The 25,973-nt window shown below is 61.4% G+C and carries 23 protein-coding genes; 11 read left to right on the forward strand and 12 right to left on the reverse strand.

The features are described from left to right. Positions 1 to 2 precede the first annotated feature (2 nt). Positions 3 to 1,316 carry a sorbosone dehydrogenase family protein gene (locus C4J94_RS19375; protein ID WP_124387628.1) on the forward strand — a complete coding sequence of 438 codons (1,314 nt, stop codon included), beginning with the start codon at positions 3 to 5 and terminating at the stop codon, positions 1,314 to 1,316. A gap of 134 nt (positions 1,317 to 1,450) precedes the next feature. Here C4J94_RS19375 and C4J94_RS19380 read toward each other — a convergent pair whose 3' ends face one another. From C4J94_RS19380 to C4J94_RS19400, 5 genes are all read right to left on the reverse strand, one after another. Continuing rightward, complete coding sequence (locus tag C4J94_RS19380; protein WP_124387629.1) at positions 1,451 to 1,990, reverse strand: C40 family peptidase; 540 nt, start codon at positions 1,988 to 1,990, stop codon at positions 1,451 to 1,453. A 144-nt stretch (positions 1,991 to 2,134) separates the two neighbouring features. Then, positions 2,135 to 2,764 (reverse strand): C40 family peptidase, encoded by a 630-nt coding sequence (locus C4J94_RS19385; RefSeq protein ID WP_124387630.1) that lies wholly within the window; start codon positions 2,762 to 2,764, stop codon positions 2,135 to 2,137. Between the two features lie 212 nt (positions 2,765 to 2,976). Further along, positions 2,977 to 3,681 carry a DnaA regulatory inactivator Hda gene (gene hda, locus C4J94_RS19390; RefSeq protein ID WP_065884498.1) on the reverse strand — a complete coding sequence of 235 codons (705 nt, stop codon included), beginning with the start codon at positions 3,679 to 3,681 and terminating at the stop codon, positions 2,977 to 2,979. A gap of 205 nt (positions 3,682 to 3,886) precedes the next feature. Then, positions 3,887 to 4,960, reverse strand: coding sequence for an AI-2E family transporter (locus tag C4J94_RS19395; protein WP_124387631.1), 1,074 nt, complete (start codon positions 4,958 to 4,960; stop codon positions 3,887 to 3,889). A 52-nt stretch (positions 4,961 to 5,012) separates the two neighbouring features. Beyond that, a complete protein-coding gene (locus tag C4J94_RS19400) occupies positions 5,013 to 6,053 on the reverse strand; it encodes a DUF2066 domain-containing protein (RefSeq protein WP_124387632.1) in 1,041 nt (346 codons plus the stop codon). Between the two features lie 341 nt (positions 6,054 to 6,394). On the opposite strand from C4J94_RS19400, the gene purM reads away from it, so the two are divergent. The 7 genes from purM to C4J94_RS19435 all read left to right on the forward strand — a co-directional run bounded on the left by purM (position 6,395) and on the right by C4J94_RS19435 (position 14,886). Then, positions 6,395 to 7,453: a phosphoribosylformylglycinamidine cyclo-ligase gene (gene purM, locus C4J94_RS19405; protein ID WP_124387633.1), complete on the forward strand. Its 1,059-nt coding sequence runs from the start codon at positions 6,395 to 6,397 to the stop codon at positions 7,451 to 7,453. Continuing rightward, positions 7,453 to 8,103 carry a phosphoribosylglycinamide formyltransferase gene (gene purN / locus C4J94_RS19410; RefSeq protein ID WP_124387634.1) on the forward strand — a complete coding sequence of 217 codons (651 nt, stop codon included), beginning with the start codon at positions 7,453 to 7,455 and terminating at the stop codon, positions 8,101 to 8,103. The genes purM and purN overlap by 1 nt, the downstream gene beginning before the upstream one ends. Before the next feature lie 8 nt (positions 8,104 to 8,111). Next, positions 8,112 to 8,825 (forward strand): DUF3108 domain-containing protein, encoded by a 714-nt coding sequence (locus C4J94_RS19415; protein WP_124387635.1) that lies wholly within the window; start codon positions 8,112 to 8,114, stop codon positions 8,823 to 8,825. Positions 8,826 to 9,202: 377 nt separating this feature from the next. Beyond that, on the forward strand, positions 9,203 to 9,391 hold the full coding sequence (locus C4J94_RS19420) for a hypothetical protein (RefSeq protein WP_124387636.1): 189 nt from the start codon (positions 9,203 to 9,205) through the stop codon (positions 9,389 to 9,391). A gap of 238 nt (positions 9,392 to 9,629) precedes the next feature. Beyond that, positions 9,630 to 11,555 carry an IucA/IucC family siderophore biosynthesis protein gene (locus tag C4J94_RS19425; RefSeq protein WP_124387637.1) on the forward strand — a complete coding sequence of 642 codons (1,926 nt, stop codon included), beginning with the start codon at positions 9,630 to 9,632 and terminating at the stop codon, positions 11,553 to 11,555. Beyond that, positions 11,545 to 12,756, forward strand: a complete 1,212-nt coding sequence (locus C4J94_RS19430) for an MFS transporter (RefSeq protein WP_124387638.1) — start codon at positions 11,545 to 11,547, stop codon at positions 12,754 to 12,756. The genes C4J94_RS19425 and C4J94_RS19430 overlap by 11 nt, the downstream gene beginning before the upstream one ends. Before the next feature lie 9 nt (positions 12,757 to 12,765). Then, entirely contained in the window at positions 12,766 to 14,886 is a 2,121-nt protein-coding gene (locus C4J94_RS19435; RefSeq protein WP_124387639.1) for a TonB-dependent receptor, read from the forward strand. Between the two features lie 62 nt (positions 14,887 to 14,948). Here the strand turns inward: C4J94_RS19435 and C4J94_RS19440 are convergent, their stop codons facing one another. From C4J94_RS19440 to C4J94_RS19470, 7 genes are all read right to left on the reverse strand, one after another. Beyond that, a complete protein-coding gene (locus tag C4J94_RS19440) occupies positions 14,949 to 15,494 on the reverse strand; it encodes a DUF2058 domain-containing protein (protein WP_003230516.1) in 546 nt (181 codons plus the stop codon). A gap of 25 nt (positions 15,495 to 15,519) precedes the next feature. Then, a complete protein-coding gene (gene mazG, locus C4J94_RS19445; RefSeq protein ID WP_124387640.1) occupies positions 15,520 to 16,353 on the reverse strand; it encodes a nucleoside triphosphate pyrophosphohydrolase in 834 nt (277 codons plus the stop codon). Positions 16,354 to 16,480: 127 nt separating this feature from the next. Next, positions 16,481 to 18,724: a GTP diphosphokinase gene (relA, locus tag C4J94_RS19450; RefSeq protein WP_124359318.1), complete on the reverse strand. Its 2,244-nt coding sequence runs from the start codon at positions 18,722 to 18,724 to the stop codon at positions 16,481 to 16,483. A gap of 120 nt (positions 18,725 to 18,844) precedes the next feature. Continuing rightward, on the reverse strand, positions 18,845 to 20,197 hold the full coding sequence (rlmD, locus tag C4J94_RS19455) for a 23S rRNA (uracil(1939)-C(5))-methyltransferase RlmD (RefSeq protein ID WP_124387641.1): 1,353 nt from the start codon (positions 20,195 to 20,197) through the stop codon (positions 18,845 to 18,847). Next, complete coding sequence (gene cysM, locus C4J94_RS19460; protein WP_124387642.1) at positions 20,197 to 21,099, reverse strand: cysteine synthase CysM; 903 nt, start codon at positions 21,097 to 21,099, stop codon at positions 20,197 to 20,199. The genes rlmD and cysM overlap by 1 nt, the downstream gene beginning before the upstream one ends. 231 nt (positions 21,100 to 21,330) lie before the next feature. Continuing rightward, a complete protein-coding gene (locus C4J94_RS19465; RefSeq protein WP_124387643.1) occupies positions 21,331 to 21,936 on the reverse strand; it encodes a tRNA-uridine aminocarboxypropyltransferase in 606 nt (201 codons plus the stop codon). A 5-nt stretch (positions 21,937 to 21,941) separates the two neighbouring features. Beyond that, positions 21,942 to 22,835: a LysR family transcriptional regulator gene (locus C4J94_RS19470; protein WP_017134867.1), complete on the reverse strand. Its 894-nt coding sequence runs from the start codon at positions 22,833 to 22,835 to the stop codon at positions 21,942 to 21,944. Positions 22,836 to 22,991: 156 nt separating this feature from the next. On the opposite strand from C4J94_RS19470, the gene speB reads away from it, so the two are divergent. The 3 genes from speB to C4J94_RS19485 are packed head-to-tail and all read left to right on the forward strand — an operon-like array spanning position 22,992 to position 25,957. Beyond that, positions 22,992 to 23,942, forward strand: a complete 951-nt coding sequence (gene speB / locus C4J94_RS19475; RefSeq protein ID WP_017845302.1) for an agmatinase — start codon at positions 22,992 to 22,994, stop codon at positions 23,940 to 23,942. After that, on the forward strand, positions 23,942 to 24,364 hold the full coding sequence (locus C4J94_RS19480) for a nuclear transport factor 2 family protein (RefSeq protein ID WP_124387644.1): 423 nt from the start codon (positions 23,942 to 23,944) through the stop codon (positions 24,362 to 24,364). Before speB ends, C4J94_RS19480 begins: the two co-directional genes overlap by 1 nt. A 21-nt stretch (positions 24,365 to 24,385) precedes the next feature. Then, positions 24,386 to 25,957, forward strand: coding sequence for a cytosine permease (locus C4J94_RS19485; protein ID WP_124387645.1), 1,572 nt, complete (start codon positions 24,386 to 24,388; stop codon positions 25,955 to 25,957). Positions 25,958 to 25,973 lie beyond the last annotated feature (16 nt).

The raw sequence follows: 25,973 nt of genomic DNA on the forward strand, positions 1-25,973 counted from the left end.
CCATGCACAAAACCAGACTCGCCCTACTGATCATGCTGGCCGGCACGCTCGCCGCCTGCGGAGAAAGCTCGACCCTGCAGGTGGTCGACGGCACCGGGCCCTCGCCCACGCTGCCGGAACCGAACAAGACGCTGATCCCCACCGTGAATATCGCACCGGCGGTCGGCTGGCCGGACGGCGCCAGGCCAACGGCCGCTGGCGGCACCCAAGTGGCTGCGTTCGCCGAGGGTCTGGACCATCCGCGCTGGCTCTATGTATTGCCCAACGGCGATATCCTGGTGGCCGAGACCAACGCACCGCCCAAGCCGGATGACAGCAAGGGCGTGCGCGGCTGGGTGATGGAGAAGGTCATGGGCCGCGCGGGGGCCGGTGTGCCGAGCCCGAACCGCATCACCCTGCTGCGCGACGCCGACCACGACGGCGTCGCCGAAACGCGCACGGTGTTCCTGGAAAACCTCAACTCGCCGTTCGGCATGGCCCTGGTCGGCAACGACCTGTACGTGGCGGATTCGGACAAGCTGCTGCGCTTCCCTTACCAGCCTGGCGAAACCGCGATCAAGGTGGCAGGCACCAAGGTCGTCGATTTACCAGGTGGCAGCCTCAACCATCACTGGACCAAAAACGTGATCGCCAGCCGCGATGGCAGCAAGCTGTATGTCAGCGTCGGCTCCAACAGCAACGTCGGCGAGAACGGCCTTAAAGCCGAAGAAGGCCGGGCGGCGATCTGGGAAGTCGACCGCGCCACGGGCCAGCATCGTATTTTCGCCTCTGGCCTGCGCAACCCCAATGGCATGGCGTGGGAACCGCAGAGCGGCAAATTGTGGACGGCGGTAAACGAGCGCGATGAAATTGGCAGCGACCTGGTGCCGGACTACATCACCTCGGTCAAGGATGGCGCATTCTACGGCTGGCCTTTCAGCTACTACGGGCAACATGTGGATGTGCGCGTCAACCCGCAGAACGCGGAGCTGGTCGCCAAGGCCATTGCGCCGGATTATGCGGTGGGCCCTCATACCGCCTCACTGGGGCTGACATTCGCCCAGGGCAACAAACTCCCGGCGCAGTTCAGCAACGGCGCGTTCATCGGTCAGCATGGTTCGTGGAATCGCAAGCCGCACAGTGGCTACAAAGTGATCTTCGTGCCGTTCGAGGGTGGACAGCCTAAAGGTCTGCCTGTGGATGTGCTGACCGGGTTCCTCGACAAGGATGAGAACGCCATGGGCCGGCCGGTGGGCGTGGTGATCGATCAGCAAGGCGCTTTGCTGGTGGCTGATGATGTGGGGAATAAGGTGTGGCGGGTGTCTGCTGCCAAGTAGACCCTCTCATGCACACCACAAAGCAATGTGGGAGGGGGCTTGCCCCCGATAGCAGTGTGTCGGCCACTGGAGATAGTGACTGATACACCGCCATCGGGGGCAAGCCCCCTCCCACATTTGGTTTGGTGTTTTGTTCAGGGATTTCGCGCCAGGTTTGCCGGCAACACCCGCTTGGCGCTCAGGTAGGCATTCTGCCAATACGCCTTTGACAGGGTATCCAGCTTCACCGTACCGCCGGTCTGCGGAGCGTGCACAAAACGGCCTTCGCCCACGTAGATGCCCGCGTGGCTGACCTGCGAACCGCCACCGGTGGCAAAGAACAACAGGTCACCGGTTTGCAGGTTTTGTTCGCTCACGTCCTGGGCGCGCATCACGATCAGCTCGCGGGTGGTACGTGGCAAGGAGATACCCGCCGCATCGCGGTAGACAAAGCCAATCAGGCCGCTGCAATCAAACCCAGAGTCCGGTGTATTGCCGCCCCAACGATAAGGCGTGCCCACCAGGCCCAGCGCGCGGAACAGTACGTCTTCGGCGGCGGGCGAGAAATTCTGGGTGGAATAATTGAACACCGGCTTAGGCTTGGCTGCGACGGGCGCGGGCGGCGGTGGACGGCTTGCGCAGGCGCTGAGGAGCGCGGCGCAAACAAGCAGAATGAGGCGGGCCGAGGTCGACATGGGCAGAACAATCCTGATCTGGATGCGGCTTTCGCTGCCGAACGCTGAAAACCAGAACGCGCAAGCAAAGCTCGCGCGAACGGATTACAACAATATCCAGGGATTCTAGCGCTTACACGTCAAACTTCAAGTATCACTTTAACTTTACTTACTGGCGGTAACCGTCGACGGGGCCATGGCGAGTGCGCGCTTGGCTTCGATGAAGGTTTTGCTCCAGTAGCTGTCGCCCAGATTATCGACCCGCACACCACCACTGCGACGGCTGCTGGAGTGGATAAACTGGTTATCGCCCAGGTAGATACCGGCGTGGCTGACACGACCGCGACCGGCCGTACTAAAGAAAAGCAGATCACCGGGCTTGAGGTTGTTGCGCGCGACCAACGGTGCTTTCACGTTGATCATTTCGCGGGTGGAGCGCGGCAGATTCATGCCAGCTTCTTCACGAAACAGGTAGCCGATAAAACCGCTGCAGTCGAAACCGGCTTCGGAAGTACCGCCGAAACGGTAACGGGTACCGATCAGGGACATGCCGCGTTCGAGAATGCTGTCGGCCAGAACAGGCAGCTGATAAGGCTTGCTGCCGGAGAAATCGGCCAATTCTTTTTCGGTTGCCAGCTCTTCTTCATAAACAGAAGCAGACTGTGCAGCGACGAATTTAGCCTGATTTTGAACCTGTGGTTTTTGCTGTTCTGCCACCTGCTGAGGGTGGGAGGCGCAACCAAACAACAGGGTAACGAGTGCGAGAGGCACGAGGGGTGCGAAGCGATTTAGCATGGGCACGACCGTGGCTGATGTGTAAAGAAGGCGAGACTATGCCCTCTATCACATCGATTTGCAAATTCAATCGAGTTCTTTGTGACTTCTCGTTTGGACTATGCCATCTAAGCCCTTAATCCCTGATACGCGCCTTTTGCGTGGCCAAAACGGTCAAAACGCAGGTTTTCTGGCGCCTGGAATTTGCCGAGGCCTTGAAATACAAGGGCTGGCTACCAGCCGAGGGTTTCCTTGAGGAAGGGAATGGTGAGCTTGCGCTGGGCCTGCAACGAGGCCTGATCGAGCTGTTCGAGCAAATCGAACAGTGCGCTCATGCTGCGCGTGCCCCGGGTGAGGATGAAGTGGCCGACTTCGTCGGTCAGGTGCAGGCCGCGACGCGAGGCGCGCAGTTGCAGGGCGCGTAATTTGTCTTCGTCGGACAACGGGCGCATCTGGAAGATCAGCGCCAGCGTCAGGCGCGACTTGAGGTCGGCCAGCTTTACCGGCAGCTCGCGCGGCGACGTCGACGCGGCGATCAACAGGCGCCGACCACTGTCGCGCAGGCGGTTGAACAGATGAAACAGTGCCTCTTCCCAATCCGCCTTGCCGGCAATGGCCTGCAGATCATCCAGACACACCAGTTCGTACTGTTCGAGGTTGTCGAAGATGCCGACACCGTGGTCCATCAGCTCAGCCAGGGGCAGGTAGACCGCCGGCTCGCCCATTTGCTCGAAGCGCAGGCACGCGGCCTGCAGCAAGTGGGTACGCCCTACGCCATGTTTGCCCCACAGATAGATCAGGCTTTCAGTCCACCCGGCGTCGGCTTCGCAGAGGCGCTCGACATAGCCGAGTGCAGCGGCATTGGCGCCTGGGTAGTAATTGATAAAGGTAGCGTCGTCACGCAGACGCACACCTAGGGGCAGCTGAATCGGTTTCATGCTGACTGAACGGCTCCCATCGAACCGTGAGTGGCCTCTGTGTAAAGTTTGCAAAGTCTATACTCGTGGCGCCGGGCGCACAATGCAGCAGACCACAAGCAAAATCAAAGGTTTGCGTTAACTTGCTGGTTTTACGTAAATTGTTTGACGCACCCGCCGCCATAAACAACAAACCCGGCCATGAGCCGGGTTTGTGTTATCGCAATTACAGATCGGGGTCTTCAACCCCCGTGTACACATCCGAATCCTTGTACACGTCGTGCACATGCCGCACCAGCACCATGATCACCGCCGCCACCGGCAGCGCCAGCAAGATGCCGGTAAAGCCGAACAACTCGCCGCCCGCCAGGATCGCAAAGATCACCGCCACGGGATGCAGGCCAATGCGGTCTCCCACCAGCAGCGGCGTCAGCACCATGCCTTCGAGCGCCTGGCCGACCATGAACACCGCGACAATCCCCAGCATCGGGTACAGGTCGCCGCCGAACTGGAACAGCCCCGCCACCAGCGCCGCACCGATGCCGATCACGAAACCCATGTAGGGCACGATCGCAGCCAGGCCGGCGATCAGGCCGATCAACAGGCCCAGCTCCAGGCCGATCGCCATCAAGCCGGCGGCGTAGATAATGCCTAGCGCCAGCATCACCAGCAATTGCCCGCGCACGAACGCCCCGAGCACCTCATGACATTCGCCCGCCAGGGACACGATACGTTCCTCGCGGTCGCGCGGCAGCAGGCTGCGGATCTTGGCTACCATGATGTCCCAGTCACGCAGCAAGTAGAACGCCACCACCGGGATCAGTACCAGGTTGGTCAACCAGCCGATCAGTGCCAGGCTGGAAGCAGTGGCCTGGCTGAGCACCACACCGACGATATCGGTGGTCTTGTCCATGTGCTCGCTGATCGCCGCCTTGACCTTGTCGAACTTCCAGAACCCGTCCGACAGCCCCAGCTTGGCCTGGGCCCACGGCATGGCCGTGTGCTGCAACCAATCGAGCATCTGTGGCGCCAGTTCGTACAGCCGATACAGCTGCTTGGCCAGCATCGGCACCAGCACCAGCACCAGCGCGGTGATGATCAACGTGAACAAGGCAAACACCGCGACCACACCCAAGGTTCGCGACAAGCCCGCTTTCTCCAGGCGATCCACCACAGGATCGAACAGATAGGCGAGCAGCAACGCAACCAGGAACGGCGTCAGGATCGAATGCAGCAAGAACACAAAAACGCACAGCAGGACAATCCCGCCAAGCCACACCCAACGACGCGTATCCGCCATAAACCACTTCCTCTGTTATTTGCTGGCCGCTTCTATATAGAAGGAAGGCCACTTACCAACGAAAACGTAACTGCGCCTGAGGCTCAGGCGCCGCGGCCGGTTGTGCACCTTCGGCCTGCGGTGGCTGGGCAGGAGCTTCACCGGCCGGCACTTCCTGCAACTTGGCCAGGCTCAACTGGGTGCGCAACTGATCGGCGCTGCCATTGACGCGATACACAATGCGACTGCCATCGACCCGCTGTGGCTGGCCACCAAAGGGCTCCAGCAGACGACCCAGCACGGCGTAGCGTTCCAGGGTCATGCCTTGTACCTCAAGCAGCTGTTCGGCGCTGACCCCCGGCTTGACCGCAAAGCGCGGTGCCAGCTTTTGGCTGACCGCGAGCAGCACGGCATCGGCAACCGCGCCAGTGTCAGCGCCCTGGACGCTGCCCTGCTCGGTTTTATCGCCCAGCCACAGGCGCCATTTGGCCTGCCACTGGTTGCCTTCCTGGCGCGCATGAACCGCCAGCAACGCATCGGCGCCGTAGCGCTCGGAGGCGGCGCGCAGCGGCGTGGCGTCGGCACTTTCCAGGTTCGGCGCGGTGGCCACCACCTGCTCGTCCAGATCCCCCAGCGGCAGGCGCAGCGGCAAGCCTCGGTGCTGGGCCGCCCGGCGCAGTGTTTGAGCCACCGCCTGGCCGTCGCCGACCAGGCTGCTGCCTTCGGTAGAGTCGTTCAGCCACCAGCCCAGGATCGAAGGTCGATTGCTGCCCCAGATCGCCAACCCGGCGTCACGCAAGGCGCGATCGGTGCTGACCGGGTCGAAATCCACTTGCAGGCTTTCCGGTGGGCCGGCGTCGTAGCCGTATTGGCTGATAATTTGTTGCGGGTCTTTGCGGATCGCCGCCAGGCCTGGGCCCTCGGCGGCCTTGGCATCGCCGGTCAGGCGGATGACCAGGGTTTGCACGGCACGCTGGGTGGCCTGGTCGCGCTCTTGGGGCGACTGGCTGCTGACCGGTTCGAGTACTTGATAGAGGCCATTGAGGGTTTCGGCATGACTCGCCAGGCTGACCAACGACAAGCAGCCTACAAAAAAGAATTTACACAGACGCATGGAAGATTCCCGAACGACAATTTAGCGGCTGGAACAGACCGCGTGAACTCGGTTTGGCAAGGCTGTGACACAGCGACCGGTAAAACATTCACAGGGTCCCGGTAAGTTTTCGTACTGTCATAACGACAGCGGGTTCAAGGCTATACCTTAATACGCTCCATTACCGGGCCGATTCGGTTTTTTTTAAGCTCTTATGCCCTGCCCGTCGGCCCGAGGATGGCCGCTGCCCCTCAAGCCTGATAAAATCGCGCGCCTTCGCAGACCGTCAACGGCTGGGCCTTTTACAAAAAGCGCCTGCCGGCTCGGTCGTTACCCAGAAATCCCCCCTAAAGGCCTGGATCATGAGCAAGCAACCCTCCCTGAGCTACAAGGACGCCGGTGTAGACATCGACGCCGGTGAAGCATTGGTCGAACGCATCAAGAGCGTCGCCAAGCGCACTGCGCGCCCTGAAGTCATGGGCGGCCTGGGCGGTTTTGGCGCCCTCTGCGAAATCCCGGCCGGCTACAAGCAGCCTGTACTGGTCTCCGGCACCGACGGCGTGGGCACCAAGCTGCGCCTGGCCTTGAACCTGAACAAGCACGACAGCATCGGCATCGACCTGGTTGCCATGTGCGTCAACGACCTGGTGGTCTGCGGCGCCGAGCCGTTGTTCTTCCTCGACTACTACGCCACCGGCAAGCTCAATGTCGAGACCGCGACCCAAGTGGTCACCGGCATCGGCGCTGGCTGCGAACTGTCGGGTTGCTCCCTGGTCGGCGGCGAAACCGCTGAAATGCCTGGCATGTACGAAGGCGAAGACTACGACCTGGCCGGCTTCTGCGTCGGCGTGGTCGAAAAAGCCGACATCATCGACGGCTCCAAAGTGGCTGCCGGCGACGCCCTGCTCGCGCTGCCGTCCTCCGGCCCGCACTCCAACGGTTACTCGCTGATCCGCAAGATCATCGAAGTGGCAGGCGCCGATATCGAGAACATCCAGCTCGACGGCAAGCCCCTGACCGACCTGCTGATGGCCCCGACGCGCATCTACGTCAAGCCACTGCTCAAGCTGATCAAGGACACCGGCGCTGTCAAAGCCATGGCCCACATCACCGGCGGCGGCCTGCTGGACAACATCCCGCGCGTTCTGCCAAAAGGCGCCCAGGCAATTGTCGACGTGGCCAGCTGGCAGCGCCCGGCGGTCTTCGACTGGCTGCAGGAAAAAGGCAACGTCAACGAAATCGAGATGCACCGCGTACTGAACTGCGGCGTGGGCATGGTCATCTGCGTGGCGCAGGAGCACGTTGAGACCGCGCTGAACGTATTGCGTGAAGCCGGCGAGCAACCTTGGGTGATCGGCCAGATCGCCACCGCTGCCGAAGGCGCGGCCCAGGTTGAACTGAAGAACCTTAAGGCGCATTGATGCCTGTCACCTGTGATGTCGTGGTGCTGCTCTCCGGCACCGGCAGTAACTTGCAGGCCCTGATCGACAGCACGCGTACCGGCGACAGCCCGGTACGCATCGCTGCGGTGATTTCCAACCGCAGCGACGCCTACGGCCTGCAGCGCGCCAGCGACGCGGGTATCGAGACCCGTTCGCTGGACCACAAGGCGTTCGAAGGCCGCGAAGCCTTCGACAGCGCCTTGATCGAACTGATCGACGCCTTCAACCCCAAGCTTGTCGTCCTGGCCGGCTTCATGCGCATCCTCAGCGCTGATTTCGTGCGGCATTACGAAGGACGCCTGCTCAATATCCACCCATCCCTGCTGCCCAAATACAAAGGCATGCACACCCATCAGCGTGCCCTCGACGCCGGCGACAGCGAGCATGGCTGCAGCGTGCACTTCGTTACCGAGGAACTCGATGGCGGGCCTCTGGTCGTACAGGCAGTGGTTCCGGTAGAGTCGGGTGACTCGGCGCAGACGCTTGCGCAACGGGTTCATACCCAGGAACACAGGATTTACCCGCTGGCTGTACGCTGGTTTGCCGAGGGTCGGTTGATTCTCGGTGAACAGGGTGCATTATTGGACGGTCAGTTACTCGCGGCCAGCGGCCACTTGATTCGAACCTAGGAGATTTTATGCGTCGCGCCCTGCTTTTCGCTTTTGCGCTGTTCGCTCTGCCTGCCGTACAAGCGGCAGACCTTCACCCCTTCTCCGTCAGCTACACCGCCGACTGGAAGCAGCTTCCCATGAGTGGTTCGGCTGAACGCAGCCTGACCAAAAACGGCGACGGCACCTGGACCTTGAACTTCAAGGCCTCGATGATGATTGCCAGCCTGACCGAAACCAGCGTGATCCTGTTTGACAAGGACACCCTGCAACCCAAGAGCTACAGCTTCGAACGCGGCGGCCTGGGCAAGGCGAAGAAGATCAACCTGGATTTCGACCAGGCGACCAAGAAAATCACCGGCTTTGAAAACAAGGACCCGGTTAACGTCACCCTCGAAAGCGGCATGCTCGACAAGTCCACGTACCAACTCGCCCTTCAGCGTGACGTGGCTGCCGGCAAGAAAAGCATGAGCTACCGAGTGGCCGAAGGTACTGATGTCGACACCTATGACTTCCGCGTGATTGGCTCGGAAAAGGTCCAGACCAAGGTGGGCTCCATCGACGCGATCAAGGTTGAACGCGTGCGTGATCCATCCCAGAGCAAGCGCATCACCCAGATGTGGTTTGCCAAGGACCAGGGCGGCATTCTGGTTGCCTTGCGCCAGGTTGAGACGGATGGCAAGGAATACAACATCATGCTGCAGGATGGCACCGTTGACGGCCAGGCTGTCAAAGGTAGCTGATGCGCTGGTGATTCAAAGAAGAGCCTCGCTGAATGCGGGGCTTTTTTTGCCCGGGGGTTTTGGTGTTGACGCGTAGAACGCTATCGGGGGCAAGCCCCCTCCCACATTTAAAATGCATTCCAAGTGTGGGAGGGGGCTTGCCCCCGATAGCGGAAGCTGGAGCAACCAAACCGTCACGCCTGACTCAAACATGAAACTTTTGTCATAAAACTCAAGACCGTACAGCGCAACGCCACGGTTTGCGCGGCTTGCGTCACTGTTGCGTTTCCCGCAATAAATTGTTGCACGCAAAAGCAGTTTACTTAGCAAGCTAACAAATTATATAACAAAGGCCTGCGACGACTTGCCGCAGATCAACCAGAGATTGGAGCAAGCAGATGACTGTAAAAGTAACTGAGCGCGACGATGAACATATGTCCCATGAAGCGATAGGCCACGGGATTCACATCTGGGATGTTCATCAGCAAGACGTATTGGTCGGCATGTTCCACAACGAGAGCGACGCCCACAATTATAAAAACGAGCTGGAAACTCTCGAACTGCAACGCCAGGCAAAGAGTTCCTGAAGCACTGAAATCGCATAGCCGCTCGGCCCACGCAGCCGAGTCGTCTACAAACAGAAAACCCCGCCATTTTGAGCGGGGTTTTTCGTTTTCTGAAGACAAGCACTTCACCCGTCCCCTGCCCTTCAGTCCTTGAATAATCGTTTCATGTAAAAGCGTAACAAAAAATAGACATTTGTGAATGATTCTCGATAGTATCGCTGCGCTTTACATTCGGCCCACGTAAACGGAGTTTGACTCGATGCACGGACACATCACCACACCGGAACAATCGCTGCTTGGCCGCTGGAGTGAAGCACTCGCCACCCGTCAATTTCAGGCCAGGCACCTCTCCATGGATTCGTTGGTCGCGACCTTGGCGCCGGCTTGCGAACGCAGTTTTCAACGCCTGATCCAAGCGCTGTTTCGTGAAGGCCTGCTCGACCCCGACACACTCAACCGTGATGAACACGATCACTGCTGGCTGGTGCTGCCCGACCAGAGCCGCCTGCGCTTCGAACACCTGCAACCCGGGCGCATGGCCAGCTGGGATTTGCGAGGCAAAGTCAGCCTGCTGCGGGATGGTCAGCCCGAACGGAAAATCCAGTTCCCGTCGCAGTTGCTGACGCTGCTCAACACCAGCCTGCAATCGCCTGCCGACCCCGAGGTCTTGAACCGTCTCAACGCAGAGATCGACGACAGCTTCATCAACGATACGCTGTGCCTCGCCTTTCACGAGGATTGGACGCGCAACCTGCACGCCTCGATGGACCCCGCGCATCAGAACAATCTGCTCAGCCACCTCAAGAACGACCCCGGCGTGTGCAACCCGACATCCGTGCTTGAGCAGTGGGGCACGCTCGGCCATCCCTGGCACCCCAACTACAAGACGAAGATGGGTCTGGGCACAGACCAGGTGATTGATTTCTCCCCGGAGTTCGAGGCGCGTTTCCCCGTATTGCTGTGTGCGTTGCACCGCCAGTACGCCCATGTCGAAAGCCTGGCCGGTACTGCAAATTACTGGCAATGGTGGCAAAGCCAGTTCCCGCAAGCGGCCCGCCAATTGACCGCACAACTGACCGCTCAGGGCCTCGAGGCCAGCGATTATCTGCCGCTGCCTGCCCACCCTTGGCAAGCTCGCCAGGAATTACCGCAGCTGTTCGCCAATGAAATCGGTGACCGCTTGCTGGTGCTGACCGACATCGTTGCATTCACTGCCCACCCCACCATGTCGTTCCGGACCGTTCTGCCTGAAGGCCGGAGCGATGCGCCCATGGTCAAGCTGCCGGTGTCGCTGCGACTGACCAGCGTACAGCGCACCGTTTCGCCACGCTCGGCGCGCATGGGCCCGCGGATCAGCCACCTGCTGCTGGCAGTCCTGGAACGCGAGCCTGCGATCCGGAAAATCCTCAGCATCGTCCCCGAGCGCATCGGTGTGCATTTCAAGCCACAGCCGGCCAACGATGAACACTCTCGCCACCTGGCGGTGCTGTACCGCGACAACCCGCAGAGCCAGCTCCAGCCGGGAGAAATGGCGGTGCCGGTGGGCAGCCTGTTTGCCACCGACCAGCACGGCCAGCCGCTGCTCAGGCAATGGGTGCGGCTGAGCAAAGGCAAGGATGACGCGGACGCCATGTTCGCCTTCTTCCACGACTACGCGGCGATCACCGTGCCGGCACTGCTGGGCATGTACTTGCGCTACGGCATTGCCTTCGAGGCCCATCAGCAGAACTCCTTCATGGTCATGGCTGCGGACGGGCAATTGAGCCGCCTGTTGCTGCGCGATTTCGGCGATATACGGATCGACCGCAAAACCTTGCACGCCCACGGCCTGGACATTGAACTGCACGACCCGAAGATGACGCTCTACGACGACGCCGGTTTCGTACGCGACAAGCTGCTGCACACGGTGTTCATGTGCCACCTGGGCGAACTGGTATTACTTGCTGCACGCCACTTCGACCTTCCCCAGGCGCGGCTCTGGAACGAACTGTCGACACAGGTCAGCCAGTGTTTTGACGATTTGCGTGGCCAGGTTGAGCCACAACGCTGGGAAACCGAACGCGAGGCACTGCTGGAGCAAGCGTGGCCGGCCAAGTCGTTCATGCGCATGCGCCTGCTGGAGAGTCACGCCGATATCGTCGGGCGCCTGCCCAACCCGTTGAGCGCCATCGCCAATGCCGGCTAACGGCATGGCGCTGCGGCTGCTGGTGGTGATCCAGTTGGTCTCGATGGGGGCCATGGAAATGAGCGGCCCCTTCTGGCCGCTGCAAATCCAGAAGTTGCTGGGTGTTGCCAATGCCCAGTACACCGGCCTGTTGTCTTCGCTGGTGTATGCCGGCCCCATGATGGCGGCGATGATCCTTACGCCCCTGTGGGGCAGACTGGGCGACCGCACCGGGCACAAGCCGATGATCATCCGTGCGTTGCTGGCGCTGGCGGTGTGCCAGGCGCTCGCGGCGCTTACCCTCGACCCGTGGTGGCTGGTGGTCATTCGCGTGGCGCAAGGGGCCCTGGCCGGCTTCATCGCGGCAGCCCAAGCCTATGCGCTGGCCTACTGCGGCGACGGGGAACGCGGGCATATTCTGGCCCGACTGCAATCAGCCACCGCCGTCGGGTCCCTCGCCGGGCCGGTGCTGGGCGGCTGGCTGATGGATATATCTGGTTTCGCATTACTGTGCTACAGCGCCACCGCCGTCTGCCTGTTGTGCGCAATAATCAGCGTGTTCCTACCCAACGACGCACCACGATCGAGACCCGCCCGTACATCCAAGCCCGTCGCACTGCCCAAAGGCTGGCTTGGCGCGATGCTGGGAATCATCGTATTGATTCAAGCAGCCAAGATGATGCCGCAACCGTTCTACGCCTTGTATGTTGCCGATGTCCTGCACGCGCCCGCGTGGCTGATCGGCGCCAGCTATGCCGCCAGCGCATTGACCCTGGCGCTGTCCGCGCCGTTATGGGGCCGCCTGTTCGATCGTCATCAACCCGCACACACGCTGCGCATCATCGAGTGGGTCACCTGGGCGTGCGCCTTGACGCTGGCCTTCACGGCACTGGCCAACGAATGGCTGGGGTTCATCGCCAGTCGGCTGCTGTGGGGCGTGTGGCAAGGCGCTTTGTTGCCCGTTGCCTACACGCTGATCGCCAACACCGTAGCGCCGAGCCAGCAGGGTTTCGCCCTGGGCATGGGCAACAGTGCCGCGAAAGCAGGCGCGTTGAGCGGCGCGCTGATGGGGGGTATCGGCATGGGTTTGGTGGGCCTGGCGCACAGCTTCTGGCTGGTGGCACTCACCTATGCATTGGCCGCCCTCGGCATCCGCGCAATCCGCTCGTTCACCCGTATGCCTGAGACATCCGTTCTTTCTGTCAATACTTCTAATAACTGAGACAAGCTCATGAACAAATCGCAATGGGCAGTGCTGCTGCCGCTTTTCGGGTCGATAAGCGCCCCTGCCTGGGCCGACCAGACAGAGCAGACCCAGGCCGCGCCGACCACCCTGCAGCTACAGGAGACCGTCGTATCGGCCACGCGCAATGAAACCAGCATTGCGCAGATTCCAGGTTCCGTGCAGGTGATCAACGAAGAGCAGATCCGCCAGCAGACGGGGGCCGGACGCCGCGTCGCTGATATCCTCGGCCAATTGGTGCCGGGCATCGCCCCTTCCAGCGGCGGCATGAGCAACTTCGGCCAGACGCTTCGCGGGCGCAATACGCTGATCCTGATCGACGGGGTTTCCCAGAACGCCACGCGCGACAACTTCCGCCAGCTCAACAGCGTGGCGCCGGAAAGCATCGAACGCATCGAAGTGATTTCCGGCGCCAGCAGTGTCTACGGCGCAGGCGCATCGGGCGGCATCATCAACATCATCACCAAGCGCAACAAAGGTGAAGACCTGGCCTTCAGCAGCAAGATCGGCATGACCGCCGGTGACAACCTCAGCCACAAAGGCTTTTCCTACCAGGCATTCCAGAGCGCAACAGGCCGCCAGGGCCCGTTGGACTGGTACCTGTCGGGCAACGCCGTGCAACGCAACGACCAGTTCGACGGTAACGGCAAACGCATCCCCCAGGACACGTCCCAGGGCAGCAACATGGACACCGACACCTACGACCTGCAAGGGCGCTTCGGCTACGAGCTGGATGACGACAAAAAGATCAGCCTTTCGCTGCAAGACTACAAGGACGAACAGGACACCCGCTATACCAAGAACCCACGCATCACCAGCGAGGCGGTAGCGGTGAAAGGCCTGGACCTGGACGACCAGCCGTCTACCCACAACCAGGCGGTCAACCTTAACTACACCGACAAGGATTTCTACGGCCAGGGTCTGCAGGTGGAAAGTTACTGGCGCCGCGCCGATGCGCTGTTCTTCCCGGACCTGTCCAGGGGCCGAGCCGGCGTATCGGACAACAACAGCGTGCAAGATGTGTACGGCCTGCGCGCAGCGATCGACACGCAAATGCCGGACATCGGCGCTGCGACCGGCAACCTGGTCTGGGGTGCAGACTATGACCATGAAACCTCGCGTCAACGCGGCGACCAGTACCGCGTCAACGGGCTGACCTACACCAAGACCGGCACCACCTTCGAGCTGGGCCCGGACATTCAGACCACCACCAAGGCCATCTTCGGCCAATTGTCCTATGACATCGGTGACTGGACCTTGCGCGGCGGCGTGCGCCGCGAATGGATCGAGAGCGATGTCGACGACAGCATCGCGTACGGCGAAATCGTTCAGACCGGCAACCGCGCGACGCTGCCCGGCGGCACCCTCAAGTATGACGACACCCTCTACAACCTCGGCGCGGTGTACCACCTGACCGAGAACCAGGATGTATTTGCCAACTTCAGCCAGGGCTTTTCCCTGCCGGATATCCAGCGTTTCCTGCGGGACGTCAACAGCACGTACAACATTCAAGACCTCAATGCCCAGGCGTTGAAGGTCAACAGCTATGAACTGGGCTGGCGTGGCAACTGGGACAAGTGGCTGGCCAACGTCACGGCGTATGAAAACACGTCGGATGTGACGCAGTTCTATGACGCCAATGACCGCGTACTGCGCCTGATCAATCAGAAAGAACGCGTGCGTGGCATCGAAACCAGCCTGACGTACAACGTCAACGACCAATGGTCAGTAGGCGGCACCTACGCTTATGCCAAAGGCGAAACCCAGCAGAACGGCAAGTGGATCGACCTGCCCGCCACCCGTATCTCGCCGGCCAAGACCACAGCCTTTGTCGGCTATGACCGTGGCGACTACAGCCTGCGCCTGCAGGGTATGCGCCTGGCCAATTATGACGCCGCGTTCAAGGACAACAACGGGCGCGATATCCAGGGCTACACCCTGGTCGACCTACTCGGCTCGGTAAGGCTGCCGGTGGGTCGTCTCGAAGGTGCGGTGTACAACCTCAGCAACCGCAACTACCAGAACATGTTCGCCCAGGCCAACGCCCGCGCACCGTACCCGAACGCCGAAGGCCGTACCTTCAGCCTCAGTTATGCGGTGGATTGGTAAGCTGCACCCGGCTCGGTAAAACACAAACCCCGCCTTTTGGCGGGGTTTGTCGTTTCAGCGGCTTACCACATCAGATCGTCAGGGATCTGGTAGGCAGCGTACGGATCGTCCTCATCCGGCACCTGGCTTTCCGTCAGGATATTGAGTTGCACGATACGCTCCGGCGCACGCTCCTGGATCTTCAGCGCGGCTTCGCGCGGGATCACCTCATAACTGCCGCCGTGGTGCACGATGGCCAGGGAGCCGTTGCTCAGCTTGTTGCGCATCAGCGTGTTGACCGACAGGCGTTTGACCTTCTTGTCATCCACGAAGTTGTAGTAATCCTCGGTGGTCAACTTGGGCAGGCGCGAGGTTTCGATCAATTGCTTGACCTGGGCGGTGCGCGCCTTGGCCTCGGCTTTTTCCTGCTGCTGGCGGTTCAGTTCCTGGTCGCGTTTGACCTTCTCGGCGTGCGCCTCGGCCGCCAGGCGCGCCTGGGTGTCATCGACTTCAGCCTGACCCTTGTGGACCAGCCGCTGCTGTTTCTGCTTCTCTTTGCCGACCTGCTTGGCCTGCTTTTGGTTGACCAGACCTGCTTTGAGCAACTGGTCGCGAAGGGAAAGGCTCATGGTGCTTACTCACTTGGGCAACTGCTCAACCGCAGCTGGATACATTCTTTTCCTGGCGTTTGGCTTCGCCCCATAGGGCGTCCAACGTTTCGAGGGTGCAATCTTCTATGGGTTGGTGCGTGTCGCGCAATGCCTGTTCGATAAATCGGAAACGTCGCTCGAACTTGGCATTGGCGCCGCGCAGCGCGGTTTCCGGGTCGACCTTGAGGTGACGGGCCAAATTGACCGCAGCGAACAACAGGTCGCCGACTTCATCGGCGATGGCCGCCGAGTCGTTATCGGCCATGGCTTCGAGCACTTCATCGAGCTCTTCGCGCACGTTATCCACCACCGGCAACGCCGACGGCCAGTCGAAACCCACCTGGCTGGCGCGCTTTTGCAACTTGGCGGCGCGGGACAGAGAGGGCAAGGCGGTGGGCACATCATCGAGCAGGGACAATTGCTCGGGTGCGTCGGATTTTTCCGCGCGCTCCTCGGCCTTGATCTGCTCCCAGCGCTGCTTGACCTGCTCTTCGCTCAACTGTGGGATATCCAGCGGTGCATACAGGTCGCCGGTTGGAAATACATGGGGATGCCGCCGGATCAGCTTGCGGGTGATGCTGTCGATCACCCCGGCAAACTCGAAGCGCCCTTCTTCGCGCGCCAATTGGCTGTAATACACCACCTGGAACAACAGGTCGCCCAACTCACCCTGCAGATGATCGAAATCGCCGCGCTCGATGGCATCGGCCACTTCGTAGGCTTCTTCGAGGGTATGCGGCACGATGGTAGCGTAGGTTTGCTTGATGTCCCACGGGCAACCGAATTGCGGGTCGCGCAGGCGGTTCATCAGGTGCAGCAGGTCTTCAAGTGAATACATCAGTCTCTTTCCGCTGAAGATCAAATGTGGGAGGGGGCTTGCCCCCGATTGCGATGGGTCAGTCAATAAAGGTGCCAGCTGACCCTCCCTCATCGGGGGCAAGCCCCCTCCCACATTTAAACCGCGTTCATGGGGTGCGATTACGCCGCGTTTCGATGATGTTCGGCAACTGGGAAATCCGCCCCAGCAAGCGCCCCAGCGCATCCAACCCCGGAATCTCGATGGTCAGGGACATCAGCGCAGTGTTGTCCTCCTTGTTGGAGCGGGTGTTGACTGCAAGCACGTTGATCCGCTCGTTGAGCAGCACTTGCGAGACGTCGCGCAGCAGGCCGGAGCGGTCGTAGGCACGGATGATGATGTCCACCGGGTACGTGAGCACCGGCACCGGGCCCCAGCTGACCTGGATGATCCGCTCTGGCTCGCGCCCGCCCAGTTGCAGCACCGAGGCGCAGTCCTGGCGGTGAATGCTCACCCCGCGGCCCTGGGTGATGTAGCCGACAATGGCATCGCCCGGCAGCGGCTGGCAGCAACCGGCCATTTGCGTCATCAGGTTGCCCACGCCCTGGATCTGGATATCGCCGCGCTTGCCAGGCTTGTAGCCGGTGGCCTTGCGCGGGATCAGTTCCAGCTGTTCGTTGCCGCGCTCCGGCTCCACCAGTTGCTGGGCCAGGTTGACCAGCTGGGCCAGACGCAAATCGCCGGCACCGAGGGCGGCGAACATGTCTTCGGCGATCTTCATGTTGGCCTTTTCGGCCAGCTTGTCGAAGTCCACCTGGGGCAGGCCCAGGCGCGCCAATTCGCGTTCGAGCAAGGTCTTGCCGGCGGCAACGTTCTGGTCGCGGGCCTGCAGTTTGAACCAGTGGACGATCTTCGCCCGCGCCCGCGAGGTGGTGATGTAGCCCAGGTTCGGGTTCAGCCAGTCGCGGCTCGGCGTGCCGTGCTTGCTGGTGATGATCTCGACCTGTTCACCGGTTTGCAGGCTGTAGTTGAGCGGCACGATGCGCCCGTTGATCTTGGCGCCCCGGCAGTTGTGGCCGATTTCGGTGTGCACGCGGTAAGCGAAGTCCAATGGCGTGGCGCCCTTGGGCAGGTCGATGGCGTGGCCGTCGGGGGTGAAGATGTAGACCCGGTCCGGTTCGATATCCACGCGCAGCTGTTCGGCCAGGCCACCGATGTCGCCCAGTTCTTCGTGCCACTCCAGCACTTGGCGCAACCAGGAGATTTTCTCTTCGTACTGGTTGGAACCGGCCTTGACGTCGGTGCCCTTGTAGCGCCAGTGCGCGCAAACCCCCAGCTCCGCCTCTTCATGCATAGCGTGGGTGCGAATCTGCACTTCCAGCACCTTGCCCTCAGGGCCGATCACCGCCGTGTGCAGCGAGCGGTAGCCATTTTCCTTGGGGTTGGCGATGTAGTCGTCGAACTCCTTGGGAATATGCCGCCACAGGGTGTGCACGATCCCCAGCGCGGTGTAGCAGTCGCGCATTTCCGGCACCAGCACACGCACGGCGCGTACGTCGTAGATCTGGCTGAACGCCAGGCCCTTGCGCTGCATTTTGCGCCAGATGGAATAGATGTGCTTGGCGCGGCCGCTGATGTCGGCATCCACGCCGGTGGCCTGCAACTCGGAACGCAACTGGCCCATCACGTCGCTGATGAAGCGCTCGCGGTCGAGCCGCCGCTCATGCAGCAGGGTGGCGATCTGTTTGTATTGATCGGGCTCGAGGTAGCGGAAGGACAAGTCCTCCAGCTCCCATTTGATATGGCCGATACCCAGGCGATGCGCGAGCGGCGCGTAGATATCGAAGACCTCGCGGGCGACGCGGTTGCGCTTCTCGTCGTCGGCGGTTTTCACCGCACGGATCGCGCAGGTGCGTTCGGCCAGCTTGATCAGCGCGACGCGCACGTCGTCGACCATCGCCACCAGCATCTTGCGCAGGTTTTCCACCTGGCCCTGGGTGCCCAGCACCATGGACTGGCGCGGGCTGAGGCTGGCACTGATGGCCGCCATGCGCAGCACGCCGTCGATCAGCTTGGCCACCACGGCGCCGAAACGCTGGCTGACGGTCGGCAACGGGATGTGCCCTTCACGCACGCCGCGATAGAGCACGGCGGCGATCAGCGAATCCTGATCCAGCTTGAGATCGGCAAGGATCTCGGCGATTTCCAACCCGGTACGAAAGCTTGAGGTGCCTTCCGCCCACAGGTTCTTGGCCGCATTGTCTTGCTGTTCAGACTCACGAGCGAACTCGCAGGCTGCTTTCAAGGCTTCACGGTCCAGTGCCGGGTCGACACTGACGGCATGATCCAGCCATGCCTCGAGATTGATACTGCCGTCGGTGTTGATCGGCTGGTGTGCTCTCACCTGTACCATCTTGCTTACCTTCCCTACGACGCACCTTGGATGCGCCAAAAATCATCGCCGACCTTGCTGCAAGCTCCCTGGCAGTTCATGGCCCTGGAGACTGCAGGCCAGTCGGATTAAACGGGCATCCTAGCCCGCTTCAAATAACGCCATGGCCTCGACATGCGCTGTCTGCGGAAACATGTCGAGGATCCCGGCACGCTTTAGCCGGTAACCTTGCTTGACCAACTCAACGGTGTCCCGCGCCAGCGTGGCCGGGTTGCAGGACACATACACCAGGCGCTTGGCCCCCAGGGTTGCCAGTTTGCGCACAACTTCTTGGGCACCATCGCGGGGTGGGTCCAAGAGTACCGCAGAAAAGCCTTGTTTGGCCCATTGCGCGTCAGTCAGGGGCTGGGACAAATCGGCTTGAAAAAACCGGGCGTTATGCAAATTGTTGCTGAGGGCGTTCTGCGCAGCACGCTCGACCATGGCCTGCACGCCTTCCACGGCAATGACTTCGCGTACTTGCCTGGCCAGTGGCAGGGCGAAGTTGCCCAGCCCGCAAAACAAGTCCAACACCCGCTCATCGGGTTGCGGCGCCAGCCATTGCAGGGCCTGGGCCACCATCGCCTCGTTGACCGCGGCGTTGACCTGCACGAAATCCCCCGGCCGGTAAGCCAGCTCCAGATCCCACGCCTCCAGTCGGAAACCAAGTGCCGTGGCTGGCTCGACCGGCTCCGGCTGACCTTCGCCGTGCAGCCACAATTGGGCGTCATGGAACGCGCAGAATTCCTTCAGTACCTGCATGTCCGCGTCTGACAGCGGTGCCATGTGCCGAAGCAACACGGCGATGGACGACCCGCTGAACAGCTCCACGTGCCCCAACGCCTGCGGTTTGCTCAAGCGGCGCAGCATGCCCGGCAGACGCTGCATGATCGGCTGCAAGGCCTGTACCAGCACCGGGCAATCATTGATGGCGACGATGTCCTGGCTGGCCACGGCACGGAAACCCACCTCGAGGTGCTTCGCCTTGGCATCCCAACGTACCGCCACGCGGGCACGGCGGCGGTAGCCGAATTCCGGCCCGCTCAAGGGCGCGGCCCATTCTTGCGGTTCGACGCCGGCTACGCGGGACAATTGCTCGGCGAGCATGCGCTGTTTCAGCGCAAGCTGTTCGTGATGAGGCAGGTGCTGCACGCTGCAGCCGCCACAACGGCCAACGTGGGCACAGGGTGCGGGGCGGCGCAGCTCGCTGGCGGTGAATACACGCTCGGTGCGCGCCTCAACCACCTTGCCGTGGGTGCCGAGCACCCGTGCTTCCACCTCTTCGCCGGCCAGCGCACCATTGACGAACCAGGTGCGGCCTTCGAAGAACACGATGCCGCGACCGTCATTGGCCAGGCGTTCGATGGTCAGGCGTTGCTTCTTGCCTACGGGGATCTGCGGGGCCCGGCTGCCGCCCGTCGGCTGGAAGCGCAGGCCTCTCTCGTGCTTGGCCATCAGTTGGGTTCGTCGAAGATGCCGGTCGACAGGTAGCGGTCGCCTCGGTCACAGATGATCGCGACGATCACCGCGTTTTCGACTTCCCTGGACAAGCGCAACATACCGGCCACGGCGCCACCGGACGACACGCCGCAGAAGATGCCTTCTTCACGGGCCAGGCGGCGGGTGGTGTCTTCGGCTTCACGCTGGGCCATGTCGATGATGCGGTCCACCCGCGTGGCGTTGTAGATCTTCGGCAGGTACTCTTCAGGCCAGCGCCGGATACCGGGGATGGCTGCGCCTTCCATCGGTTGCAGGCCGACGATCTGAATCGCCGGGTTCTGCTCCTTGAGGTAGCGCGAGTTACCCATGATGGTGCCGGTGGTGCCCATGGAGCTGACGAAATGGGTGATGGTGCCCTGGGTCTGGCGCCAGATTTCCGGGCCGGTGCTGGTGTAGTGCGCTTCGGGGTTATCCCCATTGGCGAACTGGTCCAGCACCACGCCACGGCCTTCGGCAGCCATGCGTTCAGCCAGGTCACGCGCACCTTCCATGCCCTCGTCCTGGGTGACCAGCACAAGCTCGGCGCCATAGGCGGTCATTGCCGCCTTGCGCTCGGCACTGCCGTTGTCGGGCATGATCAGCACCATCTTGTAGCCTTTGATCGCGGCGGCCATGGCCAGGGCGATCCCGGTATTACCCGAGGTGGCTTCGATCAGCGTGTCGCCCGGCTTGATCTGCCCGCGCAGTTCGGCGCGGGTAATCATCGACAACGCCGGGCGGTCCTTGACGGAACCGGCGGGGTTGTTGCCCTCAAGCTTGAGCAACAGGGTATTGCTGGTTTCACCCGCCATGCGTTGCAAGCGGACCAGGGGTGTGTTGCCGACGCAATCGGCGATTGTGGGGTACTGCAAGGTCATGGCGTATTCGCAATCCAGACTGCGGGGGCGGACATCATACCGGGAAAGGTCGGCGGGCCATATCACGCAAAGTGCGGTGCTTATGGCTTATAGGAATAAGGCAGCGGTGTGGTGCCTATGAGGGCGCCATCGGGGGCAAGCCCCCTCCCACAGTTGATCGCGTTCCAACGTGAGCATGCGGTCGAATATGGAAGGGGGCTTGCCCCCGATGGCCGCGCCTGGAAAAAAGATCTAACCCAAATGCCCGTCGCCATGATTTTTCTGAAAAACCTCTTCACCCATTGCAGCGATCTGCCCCTCGATAAGTGCTTCAAAGGGTTTGAGTAACGGCTCGAAAGATGCCGGCGCTTCCAATAACTGCAGCGCCTGCACAATCGCTTCGACCGTCGACAAGGCTCCAGGGCCCGGCGCCTTGCGCAGCCGATACCGGGAAACGCCGCCATCAGCCAAGGTCACACGGGGCAAGGCTGCCAGCAGCGGGTTCAGGTACAGCAGCTTGCGCGCCTTGCGCCACGTGCCATCGGGCACCACCAGCAACAGTGGCTGATCACCCGGCCCGTAGGTTTGCAAAGGCTGCGCATCATCGGCCGGAAACAACAACCGCGCCTGATACCCTGGCGGGTTCAATAAGGTCGCCAGGTCCTCGAACACCTCCCCCACCACCAACTGCGCATTGTTGAGCCCCAGCGCCGCCAACCGCGCCGTATTCAGCGCATGGTTGACCTCGCTGGGGTGCTGCAACAGCAACACGCGCGTACGGCTGTCGAGGCTGGGGATCAGCGCGCACAGGCAATGAGTGGTCGGCCTGAGGCAGCGCGGGCATTGGGGTCTGGACATGGTTTTCAGGCCTGGTTGAGCTGAGCTTTAAGTAGATCGCGAAAGGTCTGGATCAGCGGCTCGCGGCTTCGCCCACGGCGCATGATCATCGAAAACGGCGCCTGGTAGCCAAAGGTGGCCGGCAGCAGCACACGCAGGTCGCCCTTGTCGGCCCAGGCCTGGGCATAGTGTTCGGGCAGGTAGCCAATGTAGGCGCCGGACAGCACCAGGATCAGTTGCGCCTCCATGCTTTCCACGGTCGCGGCGCTGTGCTTGAAGCCGTGGCGTGCGAGTTCGGCCTGGCTCCAATAGCCGCGACCCACCATGCGCTGTTGCGTAATCACTTGCTCGGGGATGCGTCGCTCATTGAACAAAGGGTGCCGGGTGCTGCAATACAGCCAGTGCTGCTCGCGGTACAACGGCATATAGATCAGCCCGCTCATGCGGTTGGAGAACGCGCCGATGGCCAGGTCCAGGCGGTTGTCCTGCACACCCAGTTGCAACTCATACGGGCTCATTACCGATAAATGCAGGTGCACTGCCGGGTGTTCCAGGCTGTAGGCGCCGATCACTTCGGCGAACGGCAAGGCTTTATCGCTGACGGTAGAGTCGAGCACGCCGAGCTTGAGCGTGCCGCGCAGCTCGCCCTTCAACGCGGCGGCGTACTGTTCGAAACCTTCCAGCTCGCCCAATAAACGCAAGGTTTCCTGATGAAACAGCTCGCCTTTGCTGGTCAGGCTGAAGCCGCCCCGACCGCGGTGGCACAGCACCAGCCCCAACGCCGATTCCAGTTGGCTCATGTAGGTGCTGATGGCCGACGTGGACAGGTTGAGTTCGTGCTGGGCATTGGCGAACCCCTGGTGCCGCACGACGCTGACGAAGATGCGCAGGAGTTTGAGGTCGGGCAAGGCGTTGGCCATAAGTTTTCCAGAAGCGCTCCTACATTTGAGCCGGAGTTTACCTAAGCCCTTAGTTTAGAAAAATCTGAACTAAGTATTTGCCTCTGCCGATTCTTCCCTTCCTGCGCTTTTCGCAGAATCGGCCCCTGATAAACAAAACAACGATGAGGCAATCCCGTGGACAAGATTTTCCACCAACCACTGGGCGGCAACGAAATGCCGCGTTTCGCCGGCATCGCCACCATGATGCGCCTGCCCCACCTGCAGTCGGCCAAGGGCCTGGATGCAGCCTTTATCGGCGTGCCCCTGGACATCGGCACCTCGCTGCGCGCCGGCACCCGCTTCGGCCCTCGTGAAATCCGCGCCGAATCGGTGATGATCCGCCCCTACAACATGGCCACCGGTGCGGCGCCGTTCGATTCGCTGTCGGTTGCCGATATTGGCGATGTGGCGATCAACACCTTCAACCTCCTCGACGCCGTGCGCATCATCGAAGAAGCCTACGATGAAATCCTCGAGCACAACGTGATCCCCATGACCCTGGGCGGCGATCACACCATCACCCTGCCGATCCTGCGGGCCATCCATAAGAAACACGGCAAGGTCGGGCTGGTGCACATCGATGCCCACGCCGACGTCAACGACCATATGTTCGGCGAAAAAATCGCCCACGGCACCACCTTCCGTCGCGCCGTGGAAGAGGGTTTGCTCGATTGCGACCGTGTGGTGCAGATCGGGCTGCGCGCCCAGGGCTACACCGCCGAAGACTTCAACTGGAGCCGCAAACAGGGCTTCCGCGTGGTCCAGGCCGAAGAATGCTGGCATCACTCTCTTGCGCCGTTGATGGCCGAAGTGCGCGAAAAAGTCGGCGGCGGCCCGGTCTACCTGAGCTTCGACATCGACGGCATCGACCCGGCCTGGGCGCCTGGCACCGGCACCCCGGAAATCGGCGGGCTGACCACCATCCAGGCAATCGAGATCATCCGTGGCTGCCAGGGCCTGGATTTGATTGGTTGCGACCTGGTAGAAGTTTCACCGCCGTACGACACCACCGGCAACACCTCGCTGCTCGGTGCCAACCTGCTGTACGAGATGCTCTGCGTACTGCCCGGCGTGGCGCATCGCTGATGAGCGTGCCCGCGGTGCTCAAGGCTGCGGCGGCGCTGGTCCGGGCCTTCGCTCGCAACGACCGCGCCGCTTACTTCGGCGCGTTCACGGCCGATGCAAGTTTTGTGTTCCACCCCCTCCCCCAGCCGCTGCTCAGCCGCGATGCCTACCAGGCGTTGTGGGACAACTGGCGTCGGGACGAGGGGTTCGAGGTGCTCTCGTGCACCTCGAGCAACGCCTTTGTCAGCCTGCAGGGTGACGTGGCGATTTTCATGCATGACGTGGCCACCGAGCTGCGCATGAACGGGGAGCATTACTTCAGCCAGGAACGCGAGACCATCGTCTTCACACGGCAAGGGTCGCGCACAGAACAACAACAAGGCCTGTGGCTGGCCTGTCACGAACATTTGTCCGCTATGCCGGAAGGGCTGCCGCCCCCTTAGCCAATGTGATCGGAGCTGATCATGAATAATAAAAACAACCAAAACAGTATTCGCACCATAGAAACCAACGGGGTCGAACAGATCCCCGACCACGAACGCACCGCCGCCCCCAAGGATCTGTTCCGGCTGATCTTCGGCGGTGCCAATACCTTTGCCACTGCGGTGCTGGGCGCCTTCCCGGTGTTGTTCGGCCTGTCGTTCCAGGCCGGGGTCTGGGCGATTGTGCTGGGCGTGCTGGTGGGCGCGGTGATCCTGGCGCCCATGGGCCTGTTCGGACCGATCAACGGTACCAACAACGCCGTGTCTTCCGGCGCGCATTTCGGCGTGCATGGGCGGATTGTCGGCTCGTTTCTGTCGTTGTTGACGGCAATTGCCTTCTTCTCACTGTCGGTGTGGAGTTCCGGCGATGCGCTGGTGGGCGGTGCGAAACGTCTGATCGGCCTGCCGGAGTCCGACCTGACCCTGGGCCTGGCCTACGGCGTCTTCGCCGTGCTGGTGCTGACGGTATGCATCTATGGCTTTCGCTTCATGCTGTGGGTCAACCGGATTGCGGTGTGGGCCGCGAGCCTGTTGTTCCTGCTGGGGATCTTCGCCTTTGCGCCAGCCTTCGACAGCCACTTCTCCGGCAGCGTCGCCCTCGGCCAGAGCGGTTTCTGGGCGGCGTTTATCGGCGCTGCACTGGTAGCGATGAGCAACCCGATTTCCTTCGGCGCGTTCCTCGGCGACTGGTCGCGCTACATCCCGCGACACACCCCCAAGCGCAGGATCATGCTGGCGGTGATCCTGGCCCAGCTCGCCACCTTGATTCCCTTTCTGTTCGGCCTGGCTACCGCGACCATCGTGGCCGTCAAGGCACCGGACTACATCGCAAGCAACAACTATGTGGGCGGTTTGCTGGCGGTGGCGCCGAACTGGTTTTTCCTGCCGGTGTGCCTGATTGCGGTGATCGGCGGCATGTCCACTGGCACCACCTCGCTGTATGGCACCGGGCTGGACATGTCCAGCGTGTTTCCGCGCCTGCTGTCGCGGGTCAAGGCCACGCTGCTGATCGGGGTAATGTCGATTGCCTTCATCTTTATCGGACGTTTCGCCGCCAACCTGGTGCAGAGCGTGTCGACCTTCGCCGTGCTGATCATCACCTGCACCACGCCCTGGATGGTGATGATGATCATCGGCCTGATCGTACGCAGAGGCTTTTATTGCCCGGATGACCTGCAGGTGTTCACCCGTGGCGAAACCGGCGGCCGCTACTGGTTCAGCCATGGCTGGAACTGGCGCGGGCTGGGGGCCTGGATCCCGAGCGCGCTGGTGGGCCTGTGCTTCGTCAACTTGCCGGGGCAGTTTGTCGGGCCGTTGGGCAACCTGGCCGAGGGCATCGACATCAGCCTGCCGGTGACGCTGGGCCTGGCCTCGGTGGTGTACCTGAGCCTGCTGCGGCTGTTTCCGGAACCGACCGCCGTCTATGGCCCGACGTATGTGGCGAGGGCGCTTGCTCCCGCTGGACTGCGACGCGGTCCTGAAAAAGCCGGCTCCAGCTTCGCTGTCGAACGGGAGCAAGCGCCCTCGCCACAGCAAGCGCCTTCTGCACAATAAAAAATAATCGGAGACT

The organism is Pseudomonas sp. R5-89-07, assembly GCF_003851685.1.
Lineage (GTDB): Bacteria > Pseudomonadota > Gammaproteobacteria > Pseudomonadales > Pseudomonadaceae > Aquipseudomonas.

Bases quoted from the DNA above. Each gene is read 5' to 3' on its own strand.
- C4J94_RS19375 (WP_124387628.1), top strand. From the start codon at position 3: ATGCACAAAACCAGACTCGCCCTACTGATCATGCTGGCCGGCACGCTC.
- C4J94_RS19380 (WP_124387629.1), bottom strand. From the start codon at position 1,990: ATGTCGACCTCGGCCCGCCTCATTCTGCTTGTTTGCGCCGCGCTCCTC.
- C4J94_RS19385 (WP_124387630.1), bottom strand. From the start codon at position 2,764: ATGCTAAATCGCTTCGCACCCCTCGTGCCTCTCGCACTCGTTACCCTG.
- hda (WP_065884498.1), bottom strand. From the start codon at position 3,681: ATGAAACCGATTCAGCTGCCCCTAGGTGTGCGTCTGCGTGACGACGCT.
- C4J94_RS19395 (WP_124387631.1), bottom strand. From the start codon at position 4,960: ATGGCGGATACGCGTCGTTGGGTGTGGCTTGGCGGGATTGTCCTGCTG.
- C4J94_RS19400 (WP_124387632.1), bottom strand. From the start codon at position 6,053: ATGCGTCTGTGTAAATTCTTTTTTGTAGGCTGCTTGTCGTTGGTCAGC.
- purM (WP_124387633.1), top strand. From the start codon at position 6,395: ATGAGCAAGCAACCCTCCCTGAGCTACAAGGACGCCGGTGTAGACATC.
- purN (WP_124387634.1), top strand. From the start codon at position 7,453: ATGCCTGTCACCTGTGATGTCGTGGTGCTGCTCTCCGGCACCGGCAGT.
- C4J94_RS19415 (WP_124387635.1), top strand. From the start codon at position 8,112: ATGCGTCGCGCCCTGCTTTTCGCTTTTGCGCTGTTCGCTCTGCCTGCC.
- C4J94_RS19420 (WP_124387636.1), top strand. From the start codon at position 9,203: ATGACTGTAAAAGTAACTGAGCGCGACGATGAACATATGTCCCATGAA.
- C4J94_RS19425 (WP_124387637.1), top strand. From the start codon at position 9,630: ATGCACGGACACATCACCACACCGGAACAATCGCTGCTTGGCCGCTGG.
- C4J94_RS19430 (WP_124387638.1), top strand. From the start codon at position 11,545: ATGCCGGCTAACGGCATGGCGCTGCGGCTGCTGGTGGTGATCCAGTTG.
- C4J94_RS19435 (WP_124387639.1), top strand. From the start codon at position 12,766: ATGAACAAATCGCAATGGGCAGTGCTGCTGCCGCTTTTCGGGTCGATA.
- C4J94_RS19440 (WP_003230516.1), bottom strand. From the start codon at position 15,494: ATGAGCCTTTCCCTTCGCGACCAGTTGCTCAAAGCAGGTCTGGTCAAC.
- mazG (WP_124387640.1), bottom strand. From the start codon at position 16,353: ATGTATTCACTTGAAGACCTGCTGCACCTGATGAACCGCCTGCGCGAC.
- relA (WP_124359318.1), bottom strand. From the start codon at position 18,724: ATGGTACAGGTGAGAGCACACCAGCCGATCAACACCGACGGCAGTATC.
- rlmD (WP_124387641.1), bottom strand. From the start codon at position 20,197: ATGGCCAAGCACGAGAGAGGCCTGCGCTTCCAGCCGACGGGCGGCAGC.
- cysM (WP_124387642.1), bottom strand. From the start codon at position 21,099: ATGACCTTGCAGTACCCCACAATCGCCGATTGCGTCGGCAACACACCC.
- C4J94_RS19465 (WP_124387643.1), bottom strand. From the start codon at position 21,936: ATGTCCAGACCCCAATGCCCGCGCTGCCTCAGGCCGACCACTCATTGC.
- C4J94_RS19470 (WP_017134867.1), bottom strand. From the start codon at position 22,835: ATGGCCAACGCCTTGCCCGACCTCAAACTCCTGCGCATCTTCGTCAGC.
- C4J94_RS19480 (WP_124387644.1), top strand. From the start codon at position 23,942: ATGAGCGTGCCCGCGGTGCTCAAGGCTGCGGCGGCGCTGGTCCGGGCC.
- C4J94_RS19485 (WP_124387645.1), top strand. From the start codon at position 24,386: ATGAATAATAAAAACAACCAAAACAGTATTCGCACCATAGAAACCAAC.